Raw genomic sequence first — 20,011 nt, forward strand, 5'->3', positions numbered from 1 at the left:
GGTGTTTTCCGTTGCGGCCAACCTCAAGCAAGGCCACCCGGACGACAACACCCTAAGCCGGCAGACGTGAAGGAGGCGAGCCTCCCAGTGCGGACCGCGGTGCAAAGCGCCCCTTTGTTCCGCCGTGCTTTGGCATGGCGGATAAACAATCGCGCCTCAAGGCCAGCCATCCAGGGCGGCGGCATCACGTCGTACGTACAGAACTGTGCCCCAACGCGCACCGAGTGACACTTCCGGCCCCGCCGCGAAGGCCAGCATTGGCGTTACAGGTGCACCGGATCGCGCCGCCGCACACGGCACGATCCACGCTCTGCCAAGCGGTTTTCACGACAGCCTGACGTGTCCGAGTTAACAGCAACAAGGACTCAGGTATGCGTTTTCACTTCCCCATCGTCATCATCGACGAGGACTTCCGTTCCGAGAACACCAGCGGTTCCGGTATCCGTGAACTGGCCGCCGCCATCGAAGCGGAAGGCATGAGCGTTATCGGCTACACCAGCTATGGCGACCTCACTTCGTTCGCGCAGCAGCAAAGCCGGGCTGCCGGCTTCATCCTGTCCATCGATGACGAGGAATTCCACACCGACGACTCGGCCCAGACCGCGCTGGGCGGCCTGTACGGTTTTGTAGCGGAAATCCGCCGCCGCAACCCCGACATCCCGGTGTACCTGTACGGCGAAACCCGCACCGCGCGCCATATCCCGAACGACATCCTGCGCGAGCTGCATGGCTTCATCCACATGCACGAAGACACGCCAGAGTTCGTGGCACGCCACATCATCCGCGAGGCTAAATCCTACCTGGACAGCCTGGCACCACCGTTCTTCCGCGCGCTGGTGAACTACGCCTACGACGGCTCCTACAGCTGGCACTGCCCGGGCCACTCCGGCGGCGTGGCCTTCCTGAAGAGCCCGGTGGGCCAGATGTTCCACCAGTTCTTCGGCGAAAACATGCTGCGCGCCGACGTGTGCAACGCGGTAGACGAACTGGGCCAGCTGCTGGACCACACCGGCCCGGTGGCTGCGTCCGAGCGCAACGCCGCCCGCATTTTCAGCTGCGACCACCTGTTCTTCGTGACCAACGGTACTTCCACCAGTAACAAAATCGTGTGGCACAGCACCGTGGCCGCCGGCGACATCGTGTTGGTAGACCGTAACTGCCACAAGTCCAACCTGCACGCCATCATGATGACCGGTGCCATTCCGGTATTCCTGATGCCCACGCGTAACCACTACGGCATCATCGGCCCGATTCCGAAAAGCGAATTCTCGCTGGACAGCATCCGCGCCAAGATTGCGGCCAACCCTTTCGCCCGCGAAGCGCTCGCCAAGAACCCCAATACCAAGCCGCGCATCCTCACCATCACCCAGTCCACCTACGATGGCATCCTGTACAACGTGGAAGAGATCAAGGGCATCCTGGATGGGGAAGTGGACACCCTGCACTTTGACGAAGCCTGGCTGCCGCACGCCAGCTTCCACGACTTCTACGGTGACTTCCATGCCATCGGCGAAGGCCGACCGCGCTGCAAGGAATCGATGATTTTCTCCACCCAGTCCACCCACAAACTGCTGGCCGGCATTTCGCAAGCCTCGCAGATCCTGGTGCAAGACCCGGAGAACCGCCAGCTGGACACCATGAGCTTCAACGAAGCCTACCTGATGCACACCTCCACCAGTCCGCAGTACGCCATTATCGCCAGCTGCGACGTAGCTGCGGCCATGATGGAGCAGCCGGGTGGCCAGGCGCTGGTAGAAGAGTCGCTGGTCGAGGCGCTGGACTTCCGCCGCGCCATGCGCAAAGTGGACGAAGAGTACGGTGAAGACTGGTGGTTCCGTGTATGGGGCCCGGACGCACTGTCCGATGACGGCATCTGTGACCCGATAGACTGGACACTGAAACCGGAAGACAGCTGGCACGGTTTTGCCGGCATCGAAGACGGCTTCAACATGCTGGACCCGATCAAGGCCACGCTGCTCACCCCGGGCCTGTCGCTGGACGGCAGCTTCGAAGAGCTGGGCATCCCGGCCGCCATCGTCACCAAGTACCTGACCGAGCACGGCGTGGTGGTGGAAAAAACCGGCCTGTACAGCTTCTTCATCATGTTCACCATCGGCATTACCAAAGGCCGCTGGAACACGCTGATTTCGCTGCTGCAGCAGTTCAAGGACGACTTCGACAAGAACCAGCCGCTGTGGCGTGTGATGCCGGACTTCGTCGCCAAGTACCCACAGTACGAGCGCGTTGGCCTGCAGGACCTGTGCCTGAAGATCCACAGCCTGTACCGCGAGCACGACATTGCCCGTCTCACCACCGAGATCTACTTGTCCGATATGGAACCGGCCATGCGCCCGGCCGACGCCTTTGCCAAGATGGCGCACCGCGAGATCGAACGCGTACCGGTAGAGGCGCTGGAAGGCCGCGTCACCGCCGTACTGCTCACCCCGTATCCGCCGGGCATCCCGCTGCTGATTCCGGGCGAAGTATTCAACACCACCATCGTCGACTACCTGCGCTTTGTGCAGGCGTTCAATAGCCAGCTGCCCGGCTTTGAAACCGACGTACACGGCCTGGTAGCCACGCTGGTTGACGGCAAAAAAGTGTACTGCGTGGATTGCGTCAAGGCAGGCTAAGCCGACAGGCGTACAATCAAGGCGTACAGGCTCTGCCCTGTGCGCCTTTTTTATTCTCTCCGGCCATGTTGTAGATGCTGATTCGCCTGCTGACACTCTTTCTGCTATTCACCCCTTCTGCCCAGGCACAGACCGTGCTGCAGGCCTACACCATGCTATACCCGCCACTACACATGGGCCCTGGCAGTGAGCAGAAACCCGGCATCGCCGACGAACTGGTACTGCGTGCGGCCAACCTGGCCGGTATCACCATCGAAATCAGTACACTGCCCTGGCGTCGGGCACAACTGATGGCCAGCCAGCATCGCGATGCCTGCGTGTTTCCCCTCAGCCGGCACCCCGCCAGAGAAAAGCAGTACCAGTGGGTGGGGCTGATCGCACCGGGCCAGTTGCGCTTGTATGGCTGGGTGGGGAGCACACGCCTGGCAAACCTGCAAGCCGCCGCCGATGCACGCATCACCGTACTGGCAGGCTCGTCGGCAGAAATACGCCTGCAACAACAGCACCTGCCCTATAGCACGACCAATGTCGTCGCAGACGGTTTACGGTTGCTACAGCTAGGCCAGGCCGACTACTGGGCGGTGCATGAGGTCGTGGCGCGCTACGAAGCCAGACTCAGCCGCTTTCCCTTGAAAGCCGTGGCCAGTCTGGGCGAAGCCAATTCCTGGCTAGCGTGCCACCGGCATACCCCCAAGGCACAGATACAGGCACTACAGCAAGCCTTCCTGCAACTTCAGGCACAAGGGGAAACCGAGCGCATCATGCGAAACTATCTGGGCGACGCGCATGATGAAACAAAACCAGCGATGGAATAGGCACACAACAGCAGAGCAGACGGACACCAAACCAGCGCCATGGCATTCATCACCATGACATCACGCCTGATAATGTGCACATCCTCTGCCCACAATGGACATCATGGCTGCATACCGGCCAACAGCATGGTATGCGCCCCACCAGTACGTGAGCGTGCCTGTTCTGTATGCACATGTTTTCGGTATAATCACAAACCTGATACAAGCATCACATCACTCGATTGCGTGTAACCCACAATTAAAATCGTATACCTCCATGACGCCATCCGAACACTACGCAGAAGAACAAGACGAGCTTTCTCTTATTGAATTGCTCACCGTCCTGGTCGTACATCGCCGCCTGATTGCCGTCTGTGTCCTGATATTTGCTGCGCTGGGGCTAAGCTACGCGTATGTAATCAAGACTCGCACCTTTACCGCTACCGCGACCATCATCACCAATAAAAATGATGAAATCGGTATCGCCACTGAGACCATGCTATCGCTGGCACAAAGCGAAGGCATCAAACAGCCATTGATCAAGCAGCTGGAAAAAGACGGTTTCATCACCGAAGCGGACATCATCAACGATCTGGACGGCACCTATACGGCCAGCCTGAATAACAAAACCAGCCAGATACAACTCAGCCTGAAGCTGGACGATGCGGCCGCCGCGCAAAAAAACATCAATGACACCGCAGAGCGCATCGTCGCCGAAGCCAAGCGGATGCAGCTCAGCACGGTCAGCCAGAAGATAAGCAAACTGGACGCGGCCAAAGCCGACGTAGCCGCTGAAATCGCCGCCATTTCCGTACCAGCCGGCAAAGCAGATATCGACCAGAATGAATTCCTGGCCTATGCCCTGCCGATTGCGGCGCTGGAATCATCGGTTATCATGCAAGGTGGTGAGAAGCAATTAGTGCAGAAAATGCAAGAAAATGCAGTATCGCTGATGCAAGGCAGCAAAACAGGCAGCGTCAACGACCGCCAAAAAAAGGATCTGTTCATCCATACCTACAAAACACTGGTACAGCAGAACATTGAAAAAGAACTCAAAGCGCTGAAGCAGCAGGAGCAATCCATTGTCATTGCCATGCCAGCCACCATCCCTAAAAAAGCGGACAGGCCTGGCCGCGCATTGATTGTGCTGCTCTTCATGCTGGCAGGGGTTGTAGTGGGGTGCTGTACCGCCTTTATCCGCGCTGCCATCGACAAAAGCCAGCATAATCCGGAAACGAAAGAGCAATGGCAGCGCCTGAGAAATGCGCTACGCAGCTAAGGCCCTAAGCAAATAAACCATCACGGCAGTACCTACGGGTGCTGCCGATTGTTTTCTGATGCTCCCGATAGTCATCATTGTCGCCGCGCTGCATACAACTCACTCGCGGCCTGTCGCTCACGCAGGCAGCAGGTGCAGCCCTGCGAATCAAGCGGCATATAGCAACCAAACTAGCCATCGTTCAACCGGGAGAACGCCTGGTGATGGCTGCCATCCTGCACCAGCTTGCGGTAGTGGTAGCGCAAGGTATTCACATACTGGTAAGAAGTCTTTTTGCTGGCGGCAAGGTACAGCGACATCGTCATCGGCAACGGGTAAAGCTGACGAAACTGGCCGCAATCCAGCTTGCTCTGGCGACAATAAGTCTGCATGGCAATGCGGCTGACAGGGACGGCATCCACCATGCCACGCCGTAGCTTGAGCATATTGACCTCGCTATTTTCTGACAGGTCCAGCCCGCCCACAGAGGTGGGGCTCAGTTCGCTAAAGCCGTTCGCCTTGAACCAATCCAGACGCACGTCCTTGTTGATGACACCAATGCGCAACTGCCGGACCTGCGCCAGCGAGTCTACTGGCGGTGTATTGCGGCCGGCCATGCCATAAAGATAGATGCGCATATCGACCAGCTCGCCGATCCAGTGAAAGCTGGCTTCGCGCTCCGGCGTGCGTGCCAAGGCATAAATCAGTACATTCGGTGCATGCTGGGCCAATGCCAGGCTACGCGCCCACGGGTAAACATGGTGGCTATACGGCAAGCCGGCGGCCTGCATCAGCTTATCCACAAAAGGCAGTACCGGGCCGGCCAGTTCACCATCATGCCAATAGGTAAAAGGTGGGGCATCTTCGGTTACCACGCGGAAAGTTGTAGCAGCAGCGGGCTGCGCCATGCTGCACGTACTCCACCAGCACACCAGTACCAGCAAGCGCTGCGTCCATCTCTTCATGATCACGCTTTCTACCGCACCAGCGCCACGCTAGCGCCATCGATATACGGTGCCATCAGGCGTTGATAGCGACCACTACGGTTAAGACGATCGTACGCACCACGCAGCTGGGGTGCAAGCTTGCCGCTATGTGCGATACACACAGAACAAGCACCCCATGACACGGCGAAAACGCCCGCAGTCGCTATTTCCGGCCAAGCAGGACGACCGAAAAACCAATGCAGAAGTGGGCTCCATGTCGGCCCACACCTGCAACAGCCTGGGCAGCTTGCCCGGCCCGGTAAGCACGATATGCATGCCGGTACGGCTATCCGGCATCACCTCGCGGGCACCTTGCTCACGCAGCAAGTCGCCACCTTCACACAAGATGCTTTATGGCTATCTTGCGGTTAAACACCATTGGTTCATTATTGAACCGACATCACGCCTCGGCCAGTTTGTTTAACGGTCAAGCCAGCGCCTGCGCCAAGTCGGCCAGGATGTCGTCGATATCCTCAATGCCGATAGACAAACGCAGCTGCCCTTCGCGAATGCCCAGCGCCGCTTTTTGCTCCGGCGGCATGCCTCCGTGCGACATGGTGTAGCTGTGATTCACCAGCGACTCCACCCCGCCCAGCGACTCCGCCAGCATGAACAGCTGCAGGCGGCTGGCCACACGGCTGGCCGCTTCGCGGCTGTTGTCTTTCAGGTACACGGTGACGATGCCGCCAAAACGGCGCATCTGGCGGCAGGCCAGCGCGTGGCCGGGGTGGCCTGGCAAGCCGGGGAAAAACACATGCTCGATGGCCGGGTGCTGCTGCAGGTAAGCCGCCACCCGCTCTGCGTTATCGCAGTGGCGCTCCATACGCAGCGCCAGCGTCTTGATGCCGCGCAGGGTCAGGAAGCAGTCCTGCGGGCCGGGCACCGCGCCGGCAGCGTTCTGGATGAACTTGATGGCCTTGAACAGCGCCTCGTCGTTCACCGCCACCAGGCCCAGCAACACATCGGAGTGGCCGCCCAGGTATTTGGTGGCCGAGTGCACCACGATGTCGGCGCCCTGATTCAGCGGGTTTTGCAGGTAAGGCGTGGCAAAGGTGTTATCTACCGCCACCTTGGCGCCGTGAGCGTGGGCAATGGCCGACAGCGCCGCCACGTCCACCAGGTTCAGCAGCGGGTTGGTCGGCGTTTCCAGCCATACCAGACGGGTTTGCGGGCTAATCGCAGCCTGCAGGTTGGCCGCATCGCTCAGGTCGGCAAAGGTCACCTTGATACCCAGTGGCTGCATCACCTTGTCCAGGATGCGATAGGCACCGCCGTACAAGTCGGCTACCGCAATCACCTCGTCGCCCGGCTGCAAAGTAGCACGCAGTACCGCGTCGATAGCGGCCATGCCGCTGGCGAAGGCCAGGCCGTGTTGTGCGTCTTCCAGCGCCGCCAGGTTGGCCTCCAGCGCGGCGCGCGTTGGTGTGCCGGTGCGGGCGTAGGCAAAGTCCAGCTGCTCGCCTACCACGTCGTGGGCAAAGGCCGAGGTCTGGTAGATGGGCGGCATCACCGCGCGGTTATGCTGGTGATAGTCGAAACCGGCATGTACAGCCTTGGTAGCAAATTTCATGGTCTTTATCCCTTGCGGCCAACCCTGGCCAGTATGCATTCGCCACACCTGCCATGGCGCAAGCACGCAGGCAGCGTCAGTGGCTTATCGTTGATAGGCTTTGGCGTAATGCTGCTCCACGCGCTTTTGTACCCGTTCAAACAAGGCACTGAGCACCCAGTAAATAGCTGCTGCCATCAGATACAGCGGCAACGGCTGGAAAGTCTGCGCAATCATGTCCTTGGTGGCCATCATCAGCTCGGACACGGTAATCACCGAGACCAGCGAGGTGTCCTTGATCAGCGAAATCAGACTATTGGCCAGGCTGGGCACCGCCAGACGTATGCCCTGTGGCGCAATGATGTGGCGCATGCTCTGCCACCAGCTCAGGCCCAGCGACTGCGCCGCGTCCCACTGCCCCTTGTCCACACCGGCAATGGCGCCGCGCAGGCTTTCCGACAGGTAGGCCGCCACGTTCAGCGTCAGCGCCAGCACGCCAGCGGTCACCGGCTCGAATTCGATACCTACCGACGGCAGGCCATAATAGATGACAAAAATCTGCACCAGCAGCGGCGTGCCACGCATGGCGCTAACGTAAAACGCCACCAGCGGCGCCAGTAGCGGCACTTTCGCCAGCCGCACCATGGCCACGGCAAAACCCAGCGTCAGCCCCAACACCATGGCACTCAGCGCAAAGAATACCGTCAGGCCAGCACCCTTGAGCAACACCGGCAGCGCCTCTTGCGCCAGACTCAACCATTCCATTCATGCTCTCCAAAACACAAACGCCCCTGCACACGGCAGGGGCGTGATATTCAAGCTGCAGGATTATCGCGCAGCTGGTGCTTTCGATACATCAATACCGAACCACTTCACCGAAATTTTCTTGAACGAACCGTCTTTGTGCAGCGCATTCAGGGCATTGTCGATGGCCGCCTTGAACTTGGGGTTGCCCTTGGCAAACGGAATACCCATCTGCGTGGTGCCACCCACCGGCGCGCCGGCTTTCAGCGGCAGCTTGGCTTCTTTCAGGGCAAACGGAATCAGCAAGCTGTCGTTCACCGCTGCATCAACACGGCCCAGCGCCAAGTCCTGGAAAATCTCCGCCGCGGACGGGTAGAACTTGGACTCGATACCGCCCTGCGCCTTCACCATATCAGCGTAGTTGCTGCCCTGGGTCACGCCCATCTTCTTGCCGGCCAGGTCGGCCAGGCTCTTGAAGCTACGCTTTTCATCCTTGCGCACGATCAGTTGCGCGCTGGAAATGGTGTACGGCTGCGAGAAGTCGAACACTTCCTTGCGCTTGTCGGTAATCGACACCTGGTTCAGCACCACGTCGAACTTGCCGCCCTGCAGGCCGGCCAGCAGGCCGCTCCATTCGCCAGTGGTGAACTCCGGCTTCAGCTTCAGCTTTTGCGCCAGCGCATTGCCCAACTCTACTTCAAAGCCAGTCAGCTTCTGGTCTTTGTCCTTGAAGTTGAACGGCGGATAGGTGCCTTCCAGCGCGATTTTCAGCGTGCCGCGCTGTTGCACGGTATCCAGCAAATCGGCAGCGTAAACGTTGGCCGCAAAGCCGATCAGGGTCAGAGCGAACAGGGTCTTTTTCATGGTTTTATTCCTTATGGCTATTGATTTAATAATCAATACAATGGAACGAACTATAACAAAGGCGACTTTTCTACTCCAGTATCCGCTTGGAACAAAAACCGATAAGCAAATGAAAAAACCGGCCTACTGGCCGGTTCGGATAACAGCGGACCTGGCTTACACGTTGAACAGGAAGTTCAGCACGTCACCGTCTTGCACCACGTATTCCTTGCCTTCGGCACGCATCTTGCCGGCTTCCTTGGCCTTGGCTTCGCCGCCCAGTGTGATGAAGTCGTTAAAGGCGATGGTTTGCGCGCGGATGAAGCCACGCTCGAAATCGGTATGGATCACGCCGGCGGCTTGCGGGGCGGTATCGCCAACACGGATGGTCCAGGCACGCACTTCCTTCACGCCAGCGGTGAAGTAGGTTTGCAGGCCCAGCAGCTTGTAGCCGGTACGGATCAGGCGGTCCAGACCCGGTTCTTCCAGGCCCATTTCAGCCAGGAATTCCACCTTGTCAGCATCGTCCAGGTCGGCGATTTCGCTCTCGATAGCGGCGCACAGTGCCACCACCGGTGCGCCTTCGGCCGCAGCCAGCGCGGTGAGCTTGTCCAGGTGCGGGTTATTCTGGAAGCCATCTTCGGCCACGTTGGCCACGTACATGGCCGGCTTGATGGTGAGCAGGCACAGCGGCTTGAGCAGCGCCTTGTCTTCTTCGTCCAGCTTGAAGCTGCGCAGCGGCTTGCCTTCGTTCAGGTGCGGCAGCACTTTTTCCAGCACGGCTACCAGCTTTTGCGCGTCTTTATCGCCGGATTTGGCTTTCTTGCCATCACGGGCGATGGCTTTCTCTACCGAGGCCAAGTCGGCCAGCGCCAGTTCGGTACCGATGGTTTCGATATCGGAAATCGGGTCGACCTTGCCGGCCACGTGCACGATATTGTCGTCGTCAAAGCAGCGCACCACGTTCACGATGGCGTCGGTTTCGCGGATATTGGCCAGGAACTTGTTACCCAGGCCTTCGCCTTTGGAGGCGCCCGCTACCAGGCCGGCGATATCGACAAACTCGACGATGGCAGGCTGGATCTTCTGCGGGTTGATGATGGCGGCCAGCTGCTGCAGGCGCGGGTCCGGCACTTCCACGATGCCCACGTTCGGCTCGATGGTGCAGAACGGGTAGTTGGCCGCTTCGATACCGGCTTTGGTCAGCGCGTTAAACAGGGTGGATTTGCCTACGTTGGGCAGGCCGACAATACCGCATTTCAGACTCATGGTGATTCCTCGAAATATCCGGCCTGCCACCGGGGCAGGCATACACCGCGTGATTGTATCACCCGGTGCCGTGTTCTTTGTTTCTGGCCGCTTGCGGCCAACCTTGGCCGCGTTTTATTTGGCGGCGGTGTGTAGCGTTTTCATGGCCGCAGGCATGTCGCCGCCGATGGCTTGTGCCATGACCTGCATGGCCTTGGCGATGGCATCGTCTATGGCTTGCTGCTCTTCGGCGCGGGCTTTTTTCAGTACGAAGTTGGCCACTTCATTGCGGTCGCCCGGGTGACCAATACCGATACGCAGCCGCCAGAAATTGGGCGAGCCGATCTTGGCGATGATGTCTTTCAGGCCGTTGTGGCCACCGTGCCCCCCGCCCTGCTTGAAGCGTGCCGCGCCGGGTGGCAGGTCCAGCTCGTCGTGCACCACCAGGATTTCCTCTGGTGCAATTTTGTAAAAGCGTGCCAGTGCACCCACCGCCTGGCCGGACAGGTTCATATAGGTCATGGGTTTGAGCAGCCACAGGTCGCCGCCGGGCAGTACCGCACGGGCCACCTCGCCAAAGTATTTGCCTTCGGCACGCAAGCTGGCCTTGTGCTGCCAGGCTAGCTCGTCCACCAGCCAGAAGCCGGCGTTGTGACGGGTTTTTTCGTATTCGGCGCCGGGGTTGCCCAGGCCGACCACCAGACGGATGGCTGTCATTTCCTGTATTCCATGAAAAAGGCCCGCTGCAGGTTTAGCCGCAACGAGCCCAGTACCGTTACCGCCAGGCGGCACGGCTTAATCTATTACACGCGAGCGAAGTCGATGTGCAGAACCAGTTGCTTGAACGGGTGCATCTGGAAAGCAGCGATTTTTACTTGCTCTTTCTGACCGTCGATAACCAGTTCCAGTACTTCGTTGTGGAACGCTTCGTTTTTCAGCGCGTAGTACATAGTGTTGTGATCCAGGGTGATGGATACAGCGTCTTTACCAGCGCCGTATACCACAGCCGGGGTCTGACCAGCGATACGCAGGCGGCGGCTCGCACCAGTACCTTCTTGTACGCGCTTGGTAGCGATAACTTCGATTGCCATGTGAAATACTCCAGTTAGCTTTTCAGCTTCATTTAAGTCTCCAGCCCACCGCGACCAGCGGGCTGAACGTTTACGGCAGGCAGGCGCCCGACGATACCAGATCCTCATTGAAGAGGTAGGACACCGATTCTTCGTTGTTGATGCGACGCAGGGTTTCTGCGATCAGGCCACCAATGGATACCACGCGGATGCGGCTGCACTGTTTGGCCTGGGCCGACAGCGGAATGGTATCGGTGATGACAACTTCGTCGATGTCCGAATTATTGATGCGATCCACAGCCTGCCCGGAGAACACGGCGTGGGAAGCGTAAGCCAGTACACGCTGGGCGCCACGCTCTTTCAGGGCGGAAGCAGCCTTGCACAGGGTATTGGCAGTGTCGATCATGTCGTCCACGATCAGGCAGGTACGACCTTGTACTTCACCGATGATGTTCATCACCTCAGCCACGTTCGCCTTCGGGCGACGCTTGTCGATGATGGCCAGGTCGGTATTCAGCGCCTTGGCCACGGCACGGGCACGTACCACGCCGCCTACGTCCGGGCTCACCACGATCAGGTCGTCAAAACGCTGGCTGCGGATGTCTTTCAGCAGTACCGGGGTGGCGTAAACGTTGTCCACCGGCATATCGAAAAAGCCCTGGATCTGGTCGGCGTGCAGGTCGACGGTCAGTACACGGTCTACACCGGCGCTGGTCAGCATGTTGGCTACCAGCTTGGCAGTAATCGGTACACGGGCGGAACGGGGGCGACGGTCCTGACGGGCGTAACCGAAGTACGGAATCGCCGCAGTAATCCGGCCGGCAGAGGCGCGCTTGAGCGCGTCGGCCATGGTCAGGATTTCCATCAGGTTATCGTTGGTTGGGGCACAGGTAGGCTGCAGGATGAACACGTCGCGACCGCGCACGTTTTCCAGCAACTCTACTGCCACTTCACCATCACTGAACTTGCCCACATCGGCACGGCCGAGGGAAATATCGAGGTGTTTCACCACGTTTTGTGCAAGTTCCGGGTTCGCTGTCCCGGTGAAGACCATCAAACTGTCGTATGCCGCCATAACTGGAATGCCTTAGGATCGGTAGATAAAGAAAAAGCGTGTAAGAAATACTTACACGCTCTTTTTCTCACTTCACTCTGGAAGCTTGGCTGAGGAGGAAGGATTCGAACCTTCGCATGCCGGAATCAAAATCCGGTGCCTTAACCAACTTGGCGACTCCCCAGTATTCTTTGTTATGCAGGATAATGGCTGAGGAGGAAGGATTCGAACCTTCGCATGCCGGAATCAAAATCCGGTGCCTTAACCAACTTGGCGACTCCCCAGTATCCTTGCTATTCCCCGTCTGAAACCGGATGCGCCTTTAACCCCTTGGCAACATACACAGTCATTTCACCAGACAAAGAGTGGAATACTTTATTTGCTTGATCTTCATTTGCCAGCTCCAGAAACACGCATGCTCCCGAACCTGTCATCAGCGGCGAACCGTATTCACTTAAACGATTCAAAACCTGTTTTACCGCTGGATATATTTCTGCTACGACTGGCTGCAAATCGTTTTGTTTTTGCGTCGCGCCAGACAGGCTTCGCATTATGGAGAACGAAGCTCGCCCTGTCAACAACCTTTGTGAAAATTCTTGGAATACCGGCCCGGTCGCCACGTGCACAGGTGGTTTGCATACCACATACCAGGCATCCGCCAGCGCCAGCTCGGTGAGTTGTTCGCCAATACCGGTAGCGCGGGCGTTCTTGCCAAAGATGAATACCGGCACGTCGGCACCCAGCTGTACGCCCAGCTGCATCAACGCCTCCCGGCTCAGGCCGCAACCCCACAAGCGGTTCAGCGCCAGCAGTACCGTGGCTGCATCGGACGAGCCGCCGCCCAGGCCACCACCCATCGGGATGCGCTTGTGCACCCGCAGCGTGGCACCTAGCGGGCTGCCCGTGGCGTGCTGCAACAGGCGCGCGGCGCGTACGGTCAGGTCGCTGTCGGCCGGCACGTCCGGCATCGGGTTCAGCAGCTCGATGACGCCATCGTCACGCACGGCAATATCGATACTGTCGCACAAGTCGATAAAACGGAAATCGGTATCCAGCAAATGGTAACCGTCGCTACGCTTGCCGGTAATCAGCAGCGTCAGGTTCAGTTTGGCCGGGGCGGGAAAGGTATGAAAAGTCTGGGCTTGCATGATGACTCAGGGTTGCGGTGCCGGCTGCCATTGCCAGCTGGAAAAAACCAGGCGGATGCTCATGCCTTCACGCTCCAGCTCCAGCCTGCGTGGCAGCTGGGTGTCAGCGTCGCGGGTATTGCGGATCAGCCAGCCCTGTTGCATCAGGCGGCCATCGTCCGCATAACGGGCCGGCCAGCCCGGGGCGGCGTGGCCGCGCACCCACCAGGCCAGGTTGGACAGTGGCAGCGGCCAACCCAGCGTGGCTTCGGTGAGGGTTTCCACGTCGGTAGCGTACTGTTCGCGGCCATTGGCTTTCAGCGTTACGCCTTGTGCGGTACGGCTCAGGCTGGCTACGGTGGTACCGATCGGCGTTTTGACATTGAGCTGGTCACCGCCCGGTGCGTGCTGCCAGTCGAAACTGGCGACTTCGCCCTTACCCTGGTAGTTCACTGCCAGGCGGCCGCTGGCGTCGAAAGGCTCGTCGCGCAGGTTGGCCGCAGGCGCTTGCATGGTACTGTTGACTTCGGGCGTGCTGGCACAGCCGGCCAGCACAAGAAGGCCGGCCAATAGCCAGCCGTACTGATACTTCATGGTTTCAGTCTGTTCAGGGTTTCGGTAAGAATGGGGTGCTCAGGGCTGCCCTGCCGGGCTTTTTCCCAGATGGCGCGGGCTTCGTCCTTGCGCCCCAGGCTCCACAGCACTTCGCCCAGATGCGCGGCAACTTCGGCATCCGGCAAACTGGCGTAAGAATCCTGCAGATGCTTGAGCGCCTGCTGTGCATGGCCTTGGCGGAACAGCACCCACCCCAGGCTATCGAGCATCATGGCATTGTCCGGCTCGGCCTTCAGCGCTTGCTCGATGTACCCCTGCGCTTCTTTGAGCTGGTGCCCCTGGTTGGCCAGGATATAGCCCAAGGCATTCAGTGCCTGCGCGTCATCCGGGCGGCCTTTCAGGATAGTGCGCAGGTCTTGTTCGGCATCGGCCACGCGGCCGAGCGACTCCAGCAGCAGTGCGCGTTCGTACAGCACGTCGGCCTGCCCCGGCAGGATATTCAGCGCGGTGTCCAGCAGGGTGACAGCTTGCTCGGGCTGCTTGGCCTCTTTGGCCATGCGTGCCTGCGCCAGGCTGATGCGCACGGTGTTTTGCGGGTCGGCCGCCAGCGGTGCCAGGCTATCAATGGCTTGCTGCCACAGCCCGGCCGCCGACTGCAGCTGCGCCAGGCGTACGCGGGCGGGCAGCAGGTTGTCACCTGCATCTACCAGCGCGTACCAGTTTTGTGCCTGCGCCGGCAGCTTGCGCTCTTCGGCCAGCTGGCCCAGCACGTAACGCAGCTCGTTCGGGTCGTTAAAGCCGGCTTTCAGCGCGCCTTCCAGATACTGCTGCGCCTGCTCCAGCTTGCCATTCTGGAACGCCAGCAAGCCGGCCAGATGCAGCACGCCCGGGTGCTGGCCGAAGCGTGGCATCAGGGTCTGGGCGTAGGACTCGGCTTCGGCATAGCGCTTCTCGCCAGCCAGCAGGCGAATATTGTTCATGCACAGCTCGACGCTGGCTTGCGGGCGGCGCGCCAGCTCGGCCTTGAGGAAATCGATAGCGGCAGCCGGGCTCTGGCGGCGCAAACGCTCCAGCTGCCACATCACCGGCAGGTCCCACTGCGGGGCGATCACGGCCAGGCGGGCGAATTCGGCATCCACGGCGGCGCGGTCACCGGCCTCGGCCGCTACCGCCAGGCGGGCAAAGCGTGCTTCTGGCAGGTCCGGGTAACGGGAAGCCAGCTCGGTAACCAGTTTTTCGGCCCCGGCCTTATCGGACTGGCGTGCGGCCAACCTGGCCAGCTGTACAAAAATGGCCCCGGCACGCTTGGGTTGCTGCGCCAGCATGCTTTCCAGCAGGCCACGGCTTTCGGCCAGCTTGCCACTGCGCAACAGGGTGATGAAGAACTGCTCGCGTGCCACCTCGTCGGCGGGGTCCAGCGCCAGCCACAGGCTCAGCGCGGCGCTAGCGGTGGTGATCTGCCCGGCAAACAGGGCAAATTCGGATGCGCGGCGCGCCAGACGCGGGTCTTTGGTGGTGCGGGCTAGGCTCAGATAGGTTTCGGCCGCCTGGGCGGCGCCGCCGCGCTGGGCCGATATTTCGGCCAGCATGATGCCGTACAGCCATTCGGGCTGCAGCTGCAGCTTGGGGATGGCCGGGTTGTCGGCGTCGGCCAGGGCTTTGGGTTCTTCGTCCGGCTCCGCTATGGGCGCAGCGGCGACGGGCTGGCTGGCAGCTGCCTGCAAAGGGGCATGCGAGGCGCAGGCAGCCAGTGCCAGCGGCGTGAGTACGGCTACTAGTCTCAGAAGTGCGTTCATGCTGGGCCCAGACATCGATTCAGGCGGGTAGAATACCACGCCATCCAGTTAATTCATGCAGCGCGCAAGGACAGTCATTCATGCCCGAATTGCCAGAAGTCGAAACCACCTGTCGCGGTATCAGCCCGCAGCTCGCCGGTGCCACGCTGCGCGCGGTAGTGATACGCGAGCCACGGCTGCGCTGGCCGATTCCGCCCGAGCTGCCCGCGCTGCTGGCCGGGCGCACGGTGCGCAGCGTGAGCCGGCGCGCCAAATACCTGCTGATCGATTTTGAGCACGGTACGCTGATCGTGCACCTGGGCATGTCCGGCAGCCTGCGCTTTGTGCCACCCGGCACCACGCCGGAAAAGCACGACCATGTAGACATCGACCTGGGGCAAACAGTTCTGCGCTACCGCGACCCGCGCCGCTTTGGCGCCATGCTGTGGCAGCAGGGGCCGGTTGACGCCCACCCCTTGCTGGCCAGCCTGGGGCCGGAGCCGCTGAGCGATGCGTTTGACGGCAGCGTGCTGTACCAGGCTACGCGCCGCAAGGGCAGCGCCATCAAGCTGGTGATCATGGATAACCACGTGGTGGTGGGCGTGGGCAATATCTACGCTAACGAATCGCTGTTTTACGCCGGTATCCACCCGGCGCGTGCGGCCAACAGCCTGAGCCGCGACGAGTGCCAGCGCCTGGCAGCGCAGATCAAGCTGGTGCTGGCCCGTGCCATAGACGCCGGCGGCAGCAGCCTGCGCGACTTCATGGACGCCAAAGGCAAGCCGGGTTACTTTCAGCAAAGCTATAAGGTCTATGGCAGAGCCGGCCTGACGTGTCATGATTGTGGCTCGCTGATTGCCGAGCTACGCCAAGGGCAGCGCAGCAGCTGCTTCTGCCCGCATTGCCAACCCCTCTGACACGGACCCATACGTGCACGCCCCTACTGCCCTACCCGTTCGCGCGCTACGCCTGGCGCGCCTGGCCTTGCATGTGTGCCGCGGCGTCGTTGCCGTCGGCACCCGCTACCCCAGGCTATCGCAACCTGCCCGTGCGGTAATTACCCAACGCTGGTCACGCCAGCTACTGCATATTCTGGCCATCAAGGTCAAAGTCATCGGCACCCCGCCCGGCGTTTACCCGGCGCACACCCTGGTGGTGGCCAACCATGTGTCGTGGCTGGACATCTTTGCGCTGAACAGCGTAACGGTATCGCGCTTTGTGGCCAAAAAAGAGCTGCGCGACTGGCCGGTAGCGGGCTTTCTGGTGAAGAACGCCGGCACGCTGTTTATCGACCGCGCCAACCGCCGCGATGCCAGCCGTGTGAACCAGCAGCTGGCGCAAGCGCTGCAGGACGGCGGCTGTATGGCCGTATTTCCGGAAGCCACCACCTCGGACGGCCGCGCCATGCTGCCGTTCAAGGCGTCGCTGTTCGAAGCCGCCCGCCTGTCCGGCGCCACCGTGCAGCCGGTGGCCATACGCTTTACCACCCCCGGCGGGCAGTTTTGTGATGCCGCGGCCTACGCCGGCGACACCACCTTCTGGCAAAGCCTGCGCCAGATCCTGCGTACCCGCGCCATGGTGGTAGAGCTGCACTACACCGACGCCATCCCGCAAGGTGCAACGGCGGAGCAAACCCGCTTTGCGCTATCGGAAACCGCCCGCACCCGCATAGCCGGCGCGCTGGGCCTGACAGAACAGGCCTGACACCCCGCCGGGCGGGGGTATTGGGGTTTTCCGCAATGCGGAAATACCCAATTCTGCCCACTGCCCTGTCAGTGCATGATCGACCCAAGAGATAGCCGGTGCTGCCTGCAGCACCGCCATAACACTAGAGAGGTCGATATGTCGGGTAAGCCGTTTTACAAAACCCTGTATTTCCAGGTGATTGTCGCCATTGTACTGGGCGTGATGCTGGGTCATTTCATGCCGGAGCTGGGCGCCAAGCTCAAGCCGCTGGGCGATGGTTTCATCAAGCTGGTGAAAATGATGATCGCGCCGATCATCTTCTGCACCATCGTGGTCGGCATTGCCGGCATGGAAGACATGAAAAAGGTTGGCCGCGTGGGCGGCAAGGCCCTGCTGTACTTTGAAGTAGTGACCACGCTGGCGCTGGCTATCGGCCTGCTGGTGGTGAACTTCGTGCAGCCGGGTGCCGGCATGAACGTCGACCCCACCACGCTGGATGCCGGTGCCATTGCCAAATACACCGAAAAAGCCGCTGGCCAGAGCACGGTAGACTTCATCCTGCACATCATTCCGCAAAGTGCCGTAGGCGCGTTTGCCGATGGCGAAATCCTGCAAGTACTGCTGTTCTCGGTACTGTTCGGCGCCGGCCTGTCGCTGATGGGCGAGCAAGGCAAACCGGTACTGGGCTTCTTTGAAAAAGTGTCGCACGTACTGTTTGCCATGATCGGCTTCATCATGAAGCTGGCCCCGATCGGCGCGTTTGGCGCCATGGCGTTCACCATCGGCAAATACGGCGTCGGCAGCATGGTGCAGCTGGCCTCGCTGATGGGCACCTTCTACCTGACCTGCGTGCTGTTCGTGGGCCTGGTACTGGGCAGCATCGCGCGCTACCACGGTTTCAGCGTATGGCAGCTGATCAAGTACATCAAAGAAGAGCTGATGATCGTGCTGGGCACCTCGTCGTCCGAATCTGCCCTGCCGCGCCTGATGACCAAGCTGGAGCAGCTGGGCTGCGCCAAGCCGGTAGTGGGCCTGGTGGTACCGACCGGTTATTCGTTTAACCTGGACGGCACCTCGATCTACCTGACCATGGCGGCCATTTTCATTGCCCAGGCCTGCAATATCGACCTGACGCTGACGCAAGAGCTGACCATTCTGGGCGTGCTGCTGCTCACCTCCAAAGGCGCAGCGGGCGTGACCGGTTCCGGCTTTATTACCCTGGCCGCCACGCTGGCGGTAGTGCCCGAGATTCCGGTAGCCGGCCTGGCGCTGATTCTGGGTATCGACCGCTTCATGTCCGAAGCCCGCGCCATCACCAACCTGATCGGCAATGCGGTCGCTACCGTGGTGGTAGCCAAGTGGGAAAACTCGCTGGACGCCGGCCAGATGGCGCGCGAGCTGGCCAACCCGACGCCGATCAACCACGGTGCCCCGGTAGAAGCCCCGCACCTGGCACGCGAAGTCTCCAAAGAGCTGAGCTAAGCGCAGCGTACTGTCAGCAAAAAGCCCCGGCACAGACACCGGGGCTTCAGGCTGCTGACAATATTCAGACAGATGCTTTACCGGACCCGGCAAAGCCGGGCCGCGCCACATAAGCCTTTGCGTTCGCAGCCTTCCTGTTACAGGGCAAAGCCGGTTTGCTTGGCAAACCGGCTTTGCCGTCAAACTCAAGCCCCGGCACAGACACCGGGGCTTTTTTGCGCCTAATGCTGCGCCAAAGGTTGGCCGCAGCCTGCCTGCGGCCAACCCTAGCGGCTGATCTCGCGGTAGGCCTGGCACGGCAGCGAAAACACGGCACGGTCTTCCAGCCGCACGGCGGTAAGGCTGCCGCCCCACAGGCAACCGCTGTCGATGGCCAGCACGTCGTCGTCCAGGTGCAGGCCCAGCGCCGACCAGTGGCCGCAGATGATAGGCGTATCCACACTACGGCGGGTCGCCGCCTCGAACCACGGCAGCAGGTGCGGCGGCGCACCGTCCAGCTCGCCCTTGTACGACAAGTCCAGCTCGCCGTCCTGGTTGATAAAACGCATGCGCGTCATGGCGTTCACGATCAGCCGCAGGCGGTCCATGCCTTTCAGATCGTCCTGCCAGCGCACCGGCTTGTTGCCGTACAGCTTGCCCAGAAACTGGCGGTGGTGCTTGCCGGACAGCTCGTCCTCCACCTCCTCGGCCAGGCGCAGTGCCTTCTTGATGCTCCACTCCGGCAGCAGGCCGGCGTGCACCATGGCGTAGCCTTGCTCGTAGATCATCAGTGGCTGGCAGCGCAGCCAGTCCAGCAGCACCTTGCTTTCGGCGGCGTCCAGAATGGGCTGGATGGTGTCGTCGGCGTGTACCTTGCCGTAGCCTTCAGATACAGCCAGCAGATGGAGGTCGTGGTTGCCCAGCACGGTTTGTACGCAGTCCTGCTTGTCAAAAACCCAGCGCAGCACCTGCAGCGACTCGGGGCCACGGTTGACCAGGTCGCCGGTGAGCCACAGCGTGTCGCGGCCTGGGTTGAAATCTATCTGGCGCAGCAGCGCCATAAAGGGCGTAAAGCAGCCCTGCAAATCGCCAATCGCGTAGGTGGCCATATCTTTTTTCCTTGCTGATTGCGGCCGGGTTGGCCATAGCGCATGCCGCCAGCCAGATGATAATGGATGCGCCGCTTGCCGTCGCCGCTGCGCAGCGGCGGCCATGCGCTACAATGCGC

The 20,011-nt window shown here is 60.4% G+C and carries 19 protein-coding genes and 2 tRNA genes; 7 read left to right on the forward strand and 14 right to left on the reverse strand.

Annotation, left to right across the window (positions count from 1 at the left end):
- The first annotated feature begins 371 nt into the window (after positions 1–371).
- The 3 genes from PQU95_RS07910 to PQU95_RS07920 all read left to right on the forward strand — a co-directional run bounded on the left by PQU95_RS07910 (position 372) and on the right by PQU95_RS07920 (position 4,706).
- Entirely contained in the window at positions 372–2,633 is a 2,262-nt protein-coding gene (locus PQU95_RS07910; RefSeq protein ID WP_272751489.1) for an arginine/lysine/ornithine decarboxylase, read from the forward strand.
- Positions 2,634–2,707: 74 nt separating this feature from the next.
- Complete coding sequence (locus PQU95_RS07915; RefSeq protein WP_272751491.1) at positions 2,708–3,448, forward strand: substrate-binding periplasmic protein; 741 nt, start codon at positions 2,708–2,710, stop codon at positions 3,446–3,448.
- A gap of 256 nt (positions 3,449–3,704) precedes the next feature.
- Complete coding sequence (locus PQU95_RS07920) at positions 3,705–4,706, forward strand: Wzz/FepE/Etk N-terminal domain-containing protein (protein WP_272751492.1); 1,002 nt, start codon at positions 3,705–3,707, stop codon at positions 4,704–4,706.
- Between the two features lie 170 nt (positions 4,707–4,876).
- Here PQU95_RS07920 and PQU95_RS07925 read toward each other — a convergent pair whose 3' ends face one another.
- Positions 4,877–5,650, reverse strand: a complete 774-nt coding sequence (locus tag PQU95_RS07925; RefSeq protein WP_272751493.1) for a substrate-binding periplasmic protein — start codon at positions 5,648–5,650, stop codon at positions 4,877–4,879.
- A gap of 157 nt (positions 5,651–5,807) precedes the next feature.
- Between PQU95_RS07925 and PQU95_RS07930 the strand changes: the two genes are divergently transcribed.
- Positions 5,808–6,095, forward strand: a complete 288-nt coding sequence (locus PQU95_RS07930; RefSeq protein WP_272751494.1) for a hypothetical protein — start codon at positions 5,808–5,810, stop codon at positions 6,093–6,095.
- A gap of 3 nt (positions 6,096–6,098) precedes the next feature.
- On the opposite strand, the gene PQU95_RS07935 is transcribed toward PQU95_RS07930, so the two are convergent.
- From PQU95_RS07935 to PQU95_RS07990, 12 genes are all read right to left on the reverse strand, one after another.
- Positions 6,099–7,241 (reverse strand): trans-sulfuration enzyme family protein, encoded by a 1,143-nt coding sequence (locus PQU95_RS07935; protein WP_272751495.1) that lies wholly within the window; start codon positions 7,239–7,241, stop codon positions 6,099–6,101.
- 84 nt (positions 7,242–7,325) lie between these two features.
- Complete coding sequence (locus tag PQU95_RS07940) at positions 7,326–7,985, reverse strand: amino acid ABC transporter permease (protein ID WP_272751496.1); 660 nt, start codon at positions 7,983–7,985, stop codon at positions 7,326–7,328.
- A 63-nt stretch (positions 7,986–8,048) separates the two neighbouring features.
- Positions 8,049–8,828: a transporter substrate-binding domain-containing protein gene (locus PQU95_RS07945; RefSeq protein WP_147682530.1), complete on the reverse strand. Its 780-nt coding sequence runs from the start codon at positions 8,826–8,828 to the stop codon at positions 8,049–8,051.
- Between the two features lie 156 nt (positions 8,829–8,984).
- Complete coding sequence (gene ychF / locus PQU95_RS07950) at positions 8,985–10,076, reverse strand: redox-regulated ATPase YchF (protein WP_227302447.1); 1,092 nt, start codon at positions 10,074–10,076, stop codon at positions 8,985–8,987.
- Positions 10,077–10,190: 114 nt separating this feature from the next.
- Positions 10,191–10,772 carry an aminoacyl-tRNA hydrolase gene (gene pth, locus PQU95_RS07955; RefSeq protein ID WP_272751499.1) on the reverse strand — a complete coding sequence of 194 codons (582 nt, stop codon included), beginning with the start codon at positions 10,770–10,772 and terminating at the stop codon, positions 10,191–10,193.
- Positions 10,773–10,858: 86 nt separating this feature from the next.
- Entirely contained in the window at positions 10,859–11,146 is a 288-nt protein-coding gene (gene rplY / locus PQU95_RS07960) for a 50S ribosomal protein L25 (RefSeq protein ID WP_017508751.1), read from the reverse strand.
- 70 nt (positions 11,147–11,216) lie between these two features.
- Complete coding sequence (locus PQU95_RS07965) at positions 11,217–12,200, reverse strand: ribose-phosphate pyrophosphokinase (protein ID WP_147682527.1); 984 nt, start codon at positions 12,198–12,200, stop codon at positions 11,217–11,219.
- A gap of 86 nt (positions 12,201–12,286) precedes the next feature.
- A tRNA-Gln gene (locus PQU95_RS07970) sits at positions 12,287–12,363 on the reverse strand.
- A gap of 23 nt (positions 12,364–12,386) precedes the next feature.
- Positions 12,387–12,463 (reverse strand) — tRNA-Gln (locus PQU95_RS07975).
- A gap of 9 nt (positions 12,464–12,472) precedes the next feature.
- Entirely contained in the window at positions 12,473–13,327 is an 855-nt protein-coding gene (gene ispE / locus PQU95_RS07980) for a 4-(cytidine 5'-diphospho)-2-C-methyl-D-erythritol kinase (protein ID WP_272751501.1), read from the reverse strand.
- A gap of 6 nt (positions 13,328–13,333) precedes the next feature.
- Positions 13,334–13,900: a lipoprotein insertase outer membrane protein LolB gene (gene lolB / locus PQU95_RS07985; RefSeq protein ID WP_272751502.1), complete on the reverse strand. Its 567-nt coding sequence runs from the start codon at positions 13,898–13,900 to the stop codon at positions 13,334–13,336.
- On the reverse strand, positions 13,897–15,657 hold the full coding sequence (locus PQU95_RS07990) for a tetratricopeptide repeat protein (RefSeq protein ID WP_272751503.1): 1,761 nt from the start codon (positions 15,655–15,657) through the stop codon (positions 13,897–13,899). The genes lolB and PQU95_RS07990 overlap by 4 nt, the downstream gene beginning before the upstream one ends.
- Positions 15,658–15,737: 80 nt before the next feature.
- Between PQU95_RS07990 and mutM the strand changes: the two genes are divergently transcribed.
- From mutM to PQU95_RS08005, 3 genes are all read left to right on the forward strand, one after another.
- The gene (gene mutM, locus PQU95_RS07995) at positions 15,738–16,553 is read left to right on the forward strand and encodes a bifunctional DNA-formamidopyrimidine glycosylase/DNA-(apurinic or apyrimidinic site) lyase (RefSeq protein WP_272751505.1); all 816 of its coding nucleotides are present in this window, start codon (positions 15,738–15,740) and stop codon (positions 16,551–16,553) included.
- 13 nt (positions 16,554–16,566) lie between these two features.
- A complete protein-coding gene (locus PQU95_RS08000) occupies positions 16,567–17,340 on the forward strand; it encodes a lysophospholipid acyltransferase family protein (protein ID WP_272751506.1) in 774 nt (257 codons plus the stop codon).
- 138 nt (positions 17,341–17,478) lie between these two features.
- Positions 17,479–18,804, forward strand: coding sequence for a dicarboxylate/amino acid:cation symporter (locus PQU95_RS08005; RefSeq protein WP_272751507.1), 1,326 nt, complete (start codon positions 17,479–17,481; stop codon positions 18,802–18,804).
- 266 nt (positions 18,805–19,070) lie between these two features.
- Here the strand turns inward: PQU95_RS08005 and PQU95_RS08010 are convergent, their stop codons facing one another.
- Positions 19,071–19,892: a symmetrical bis(5'-nucleosyl)-tetraphosphatase gene (locus PQU95_RS08010; RefSeq protein ID WP_272751509.1), complete on the reverse strand. Its 822-nt coding sequence runs from the start codon at positions 19,890–19,892 to the stop codon at positions 19,071–19,073.
- Positions 19,893–20,011: the final 119 nt, after the last annotated feature.

This window comes from Vogesella aquatica (genome assembly GCF_028548455.1).
GTDB classification, from domain to species: Bacteria; Pseudomonadota; Gammaproteobacteria; order Burkholderiales; family Chromobacteriaceae; genus Vogesella; species Vogesella aquatica.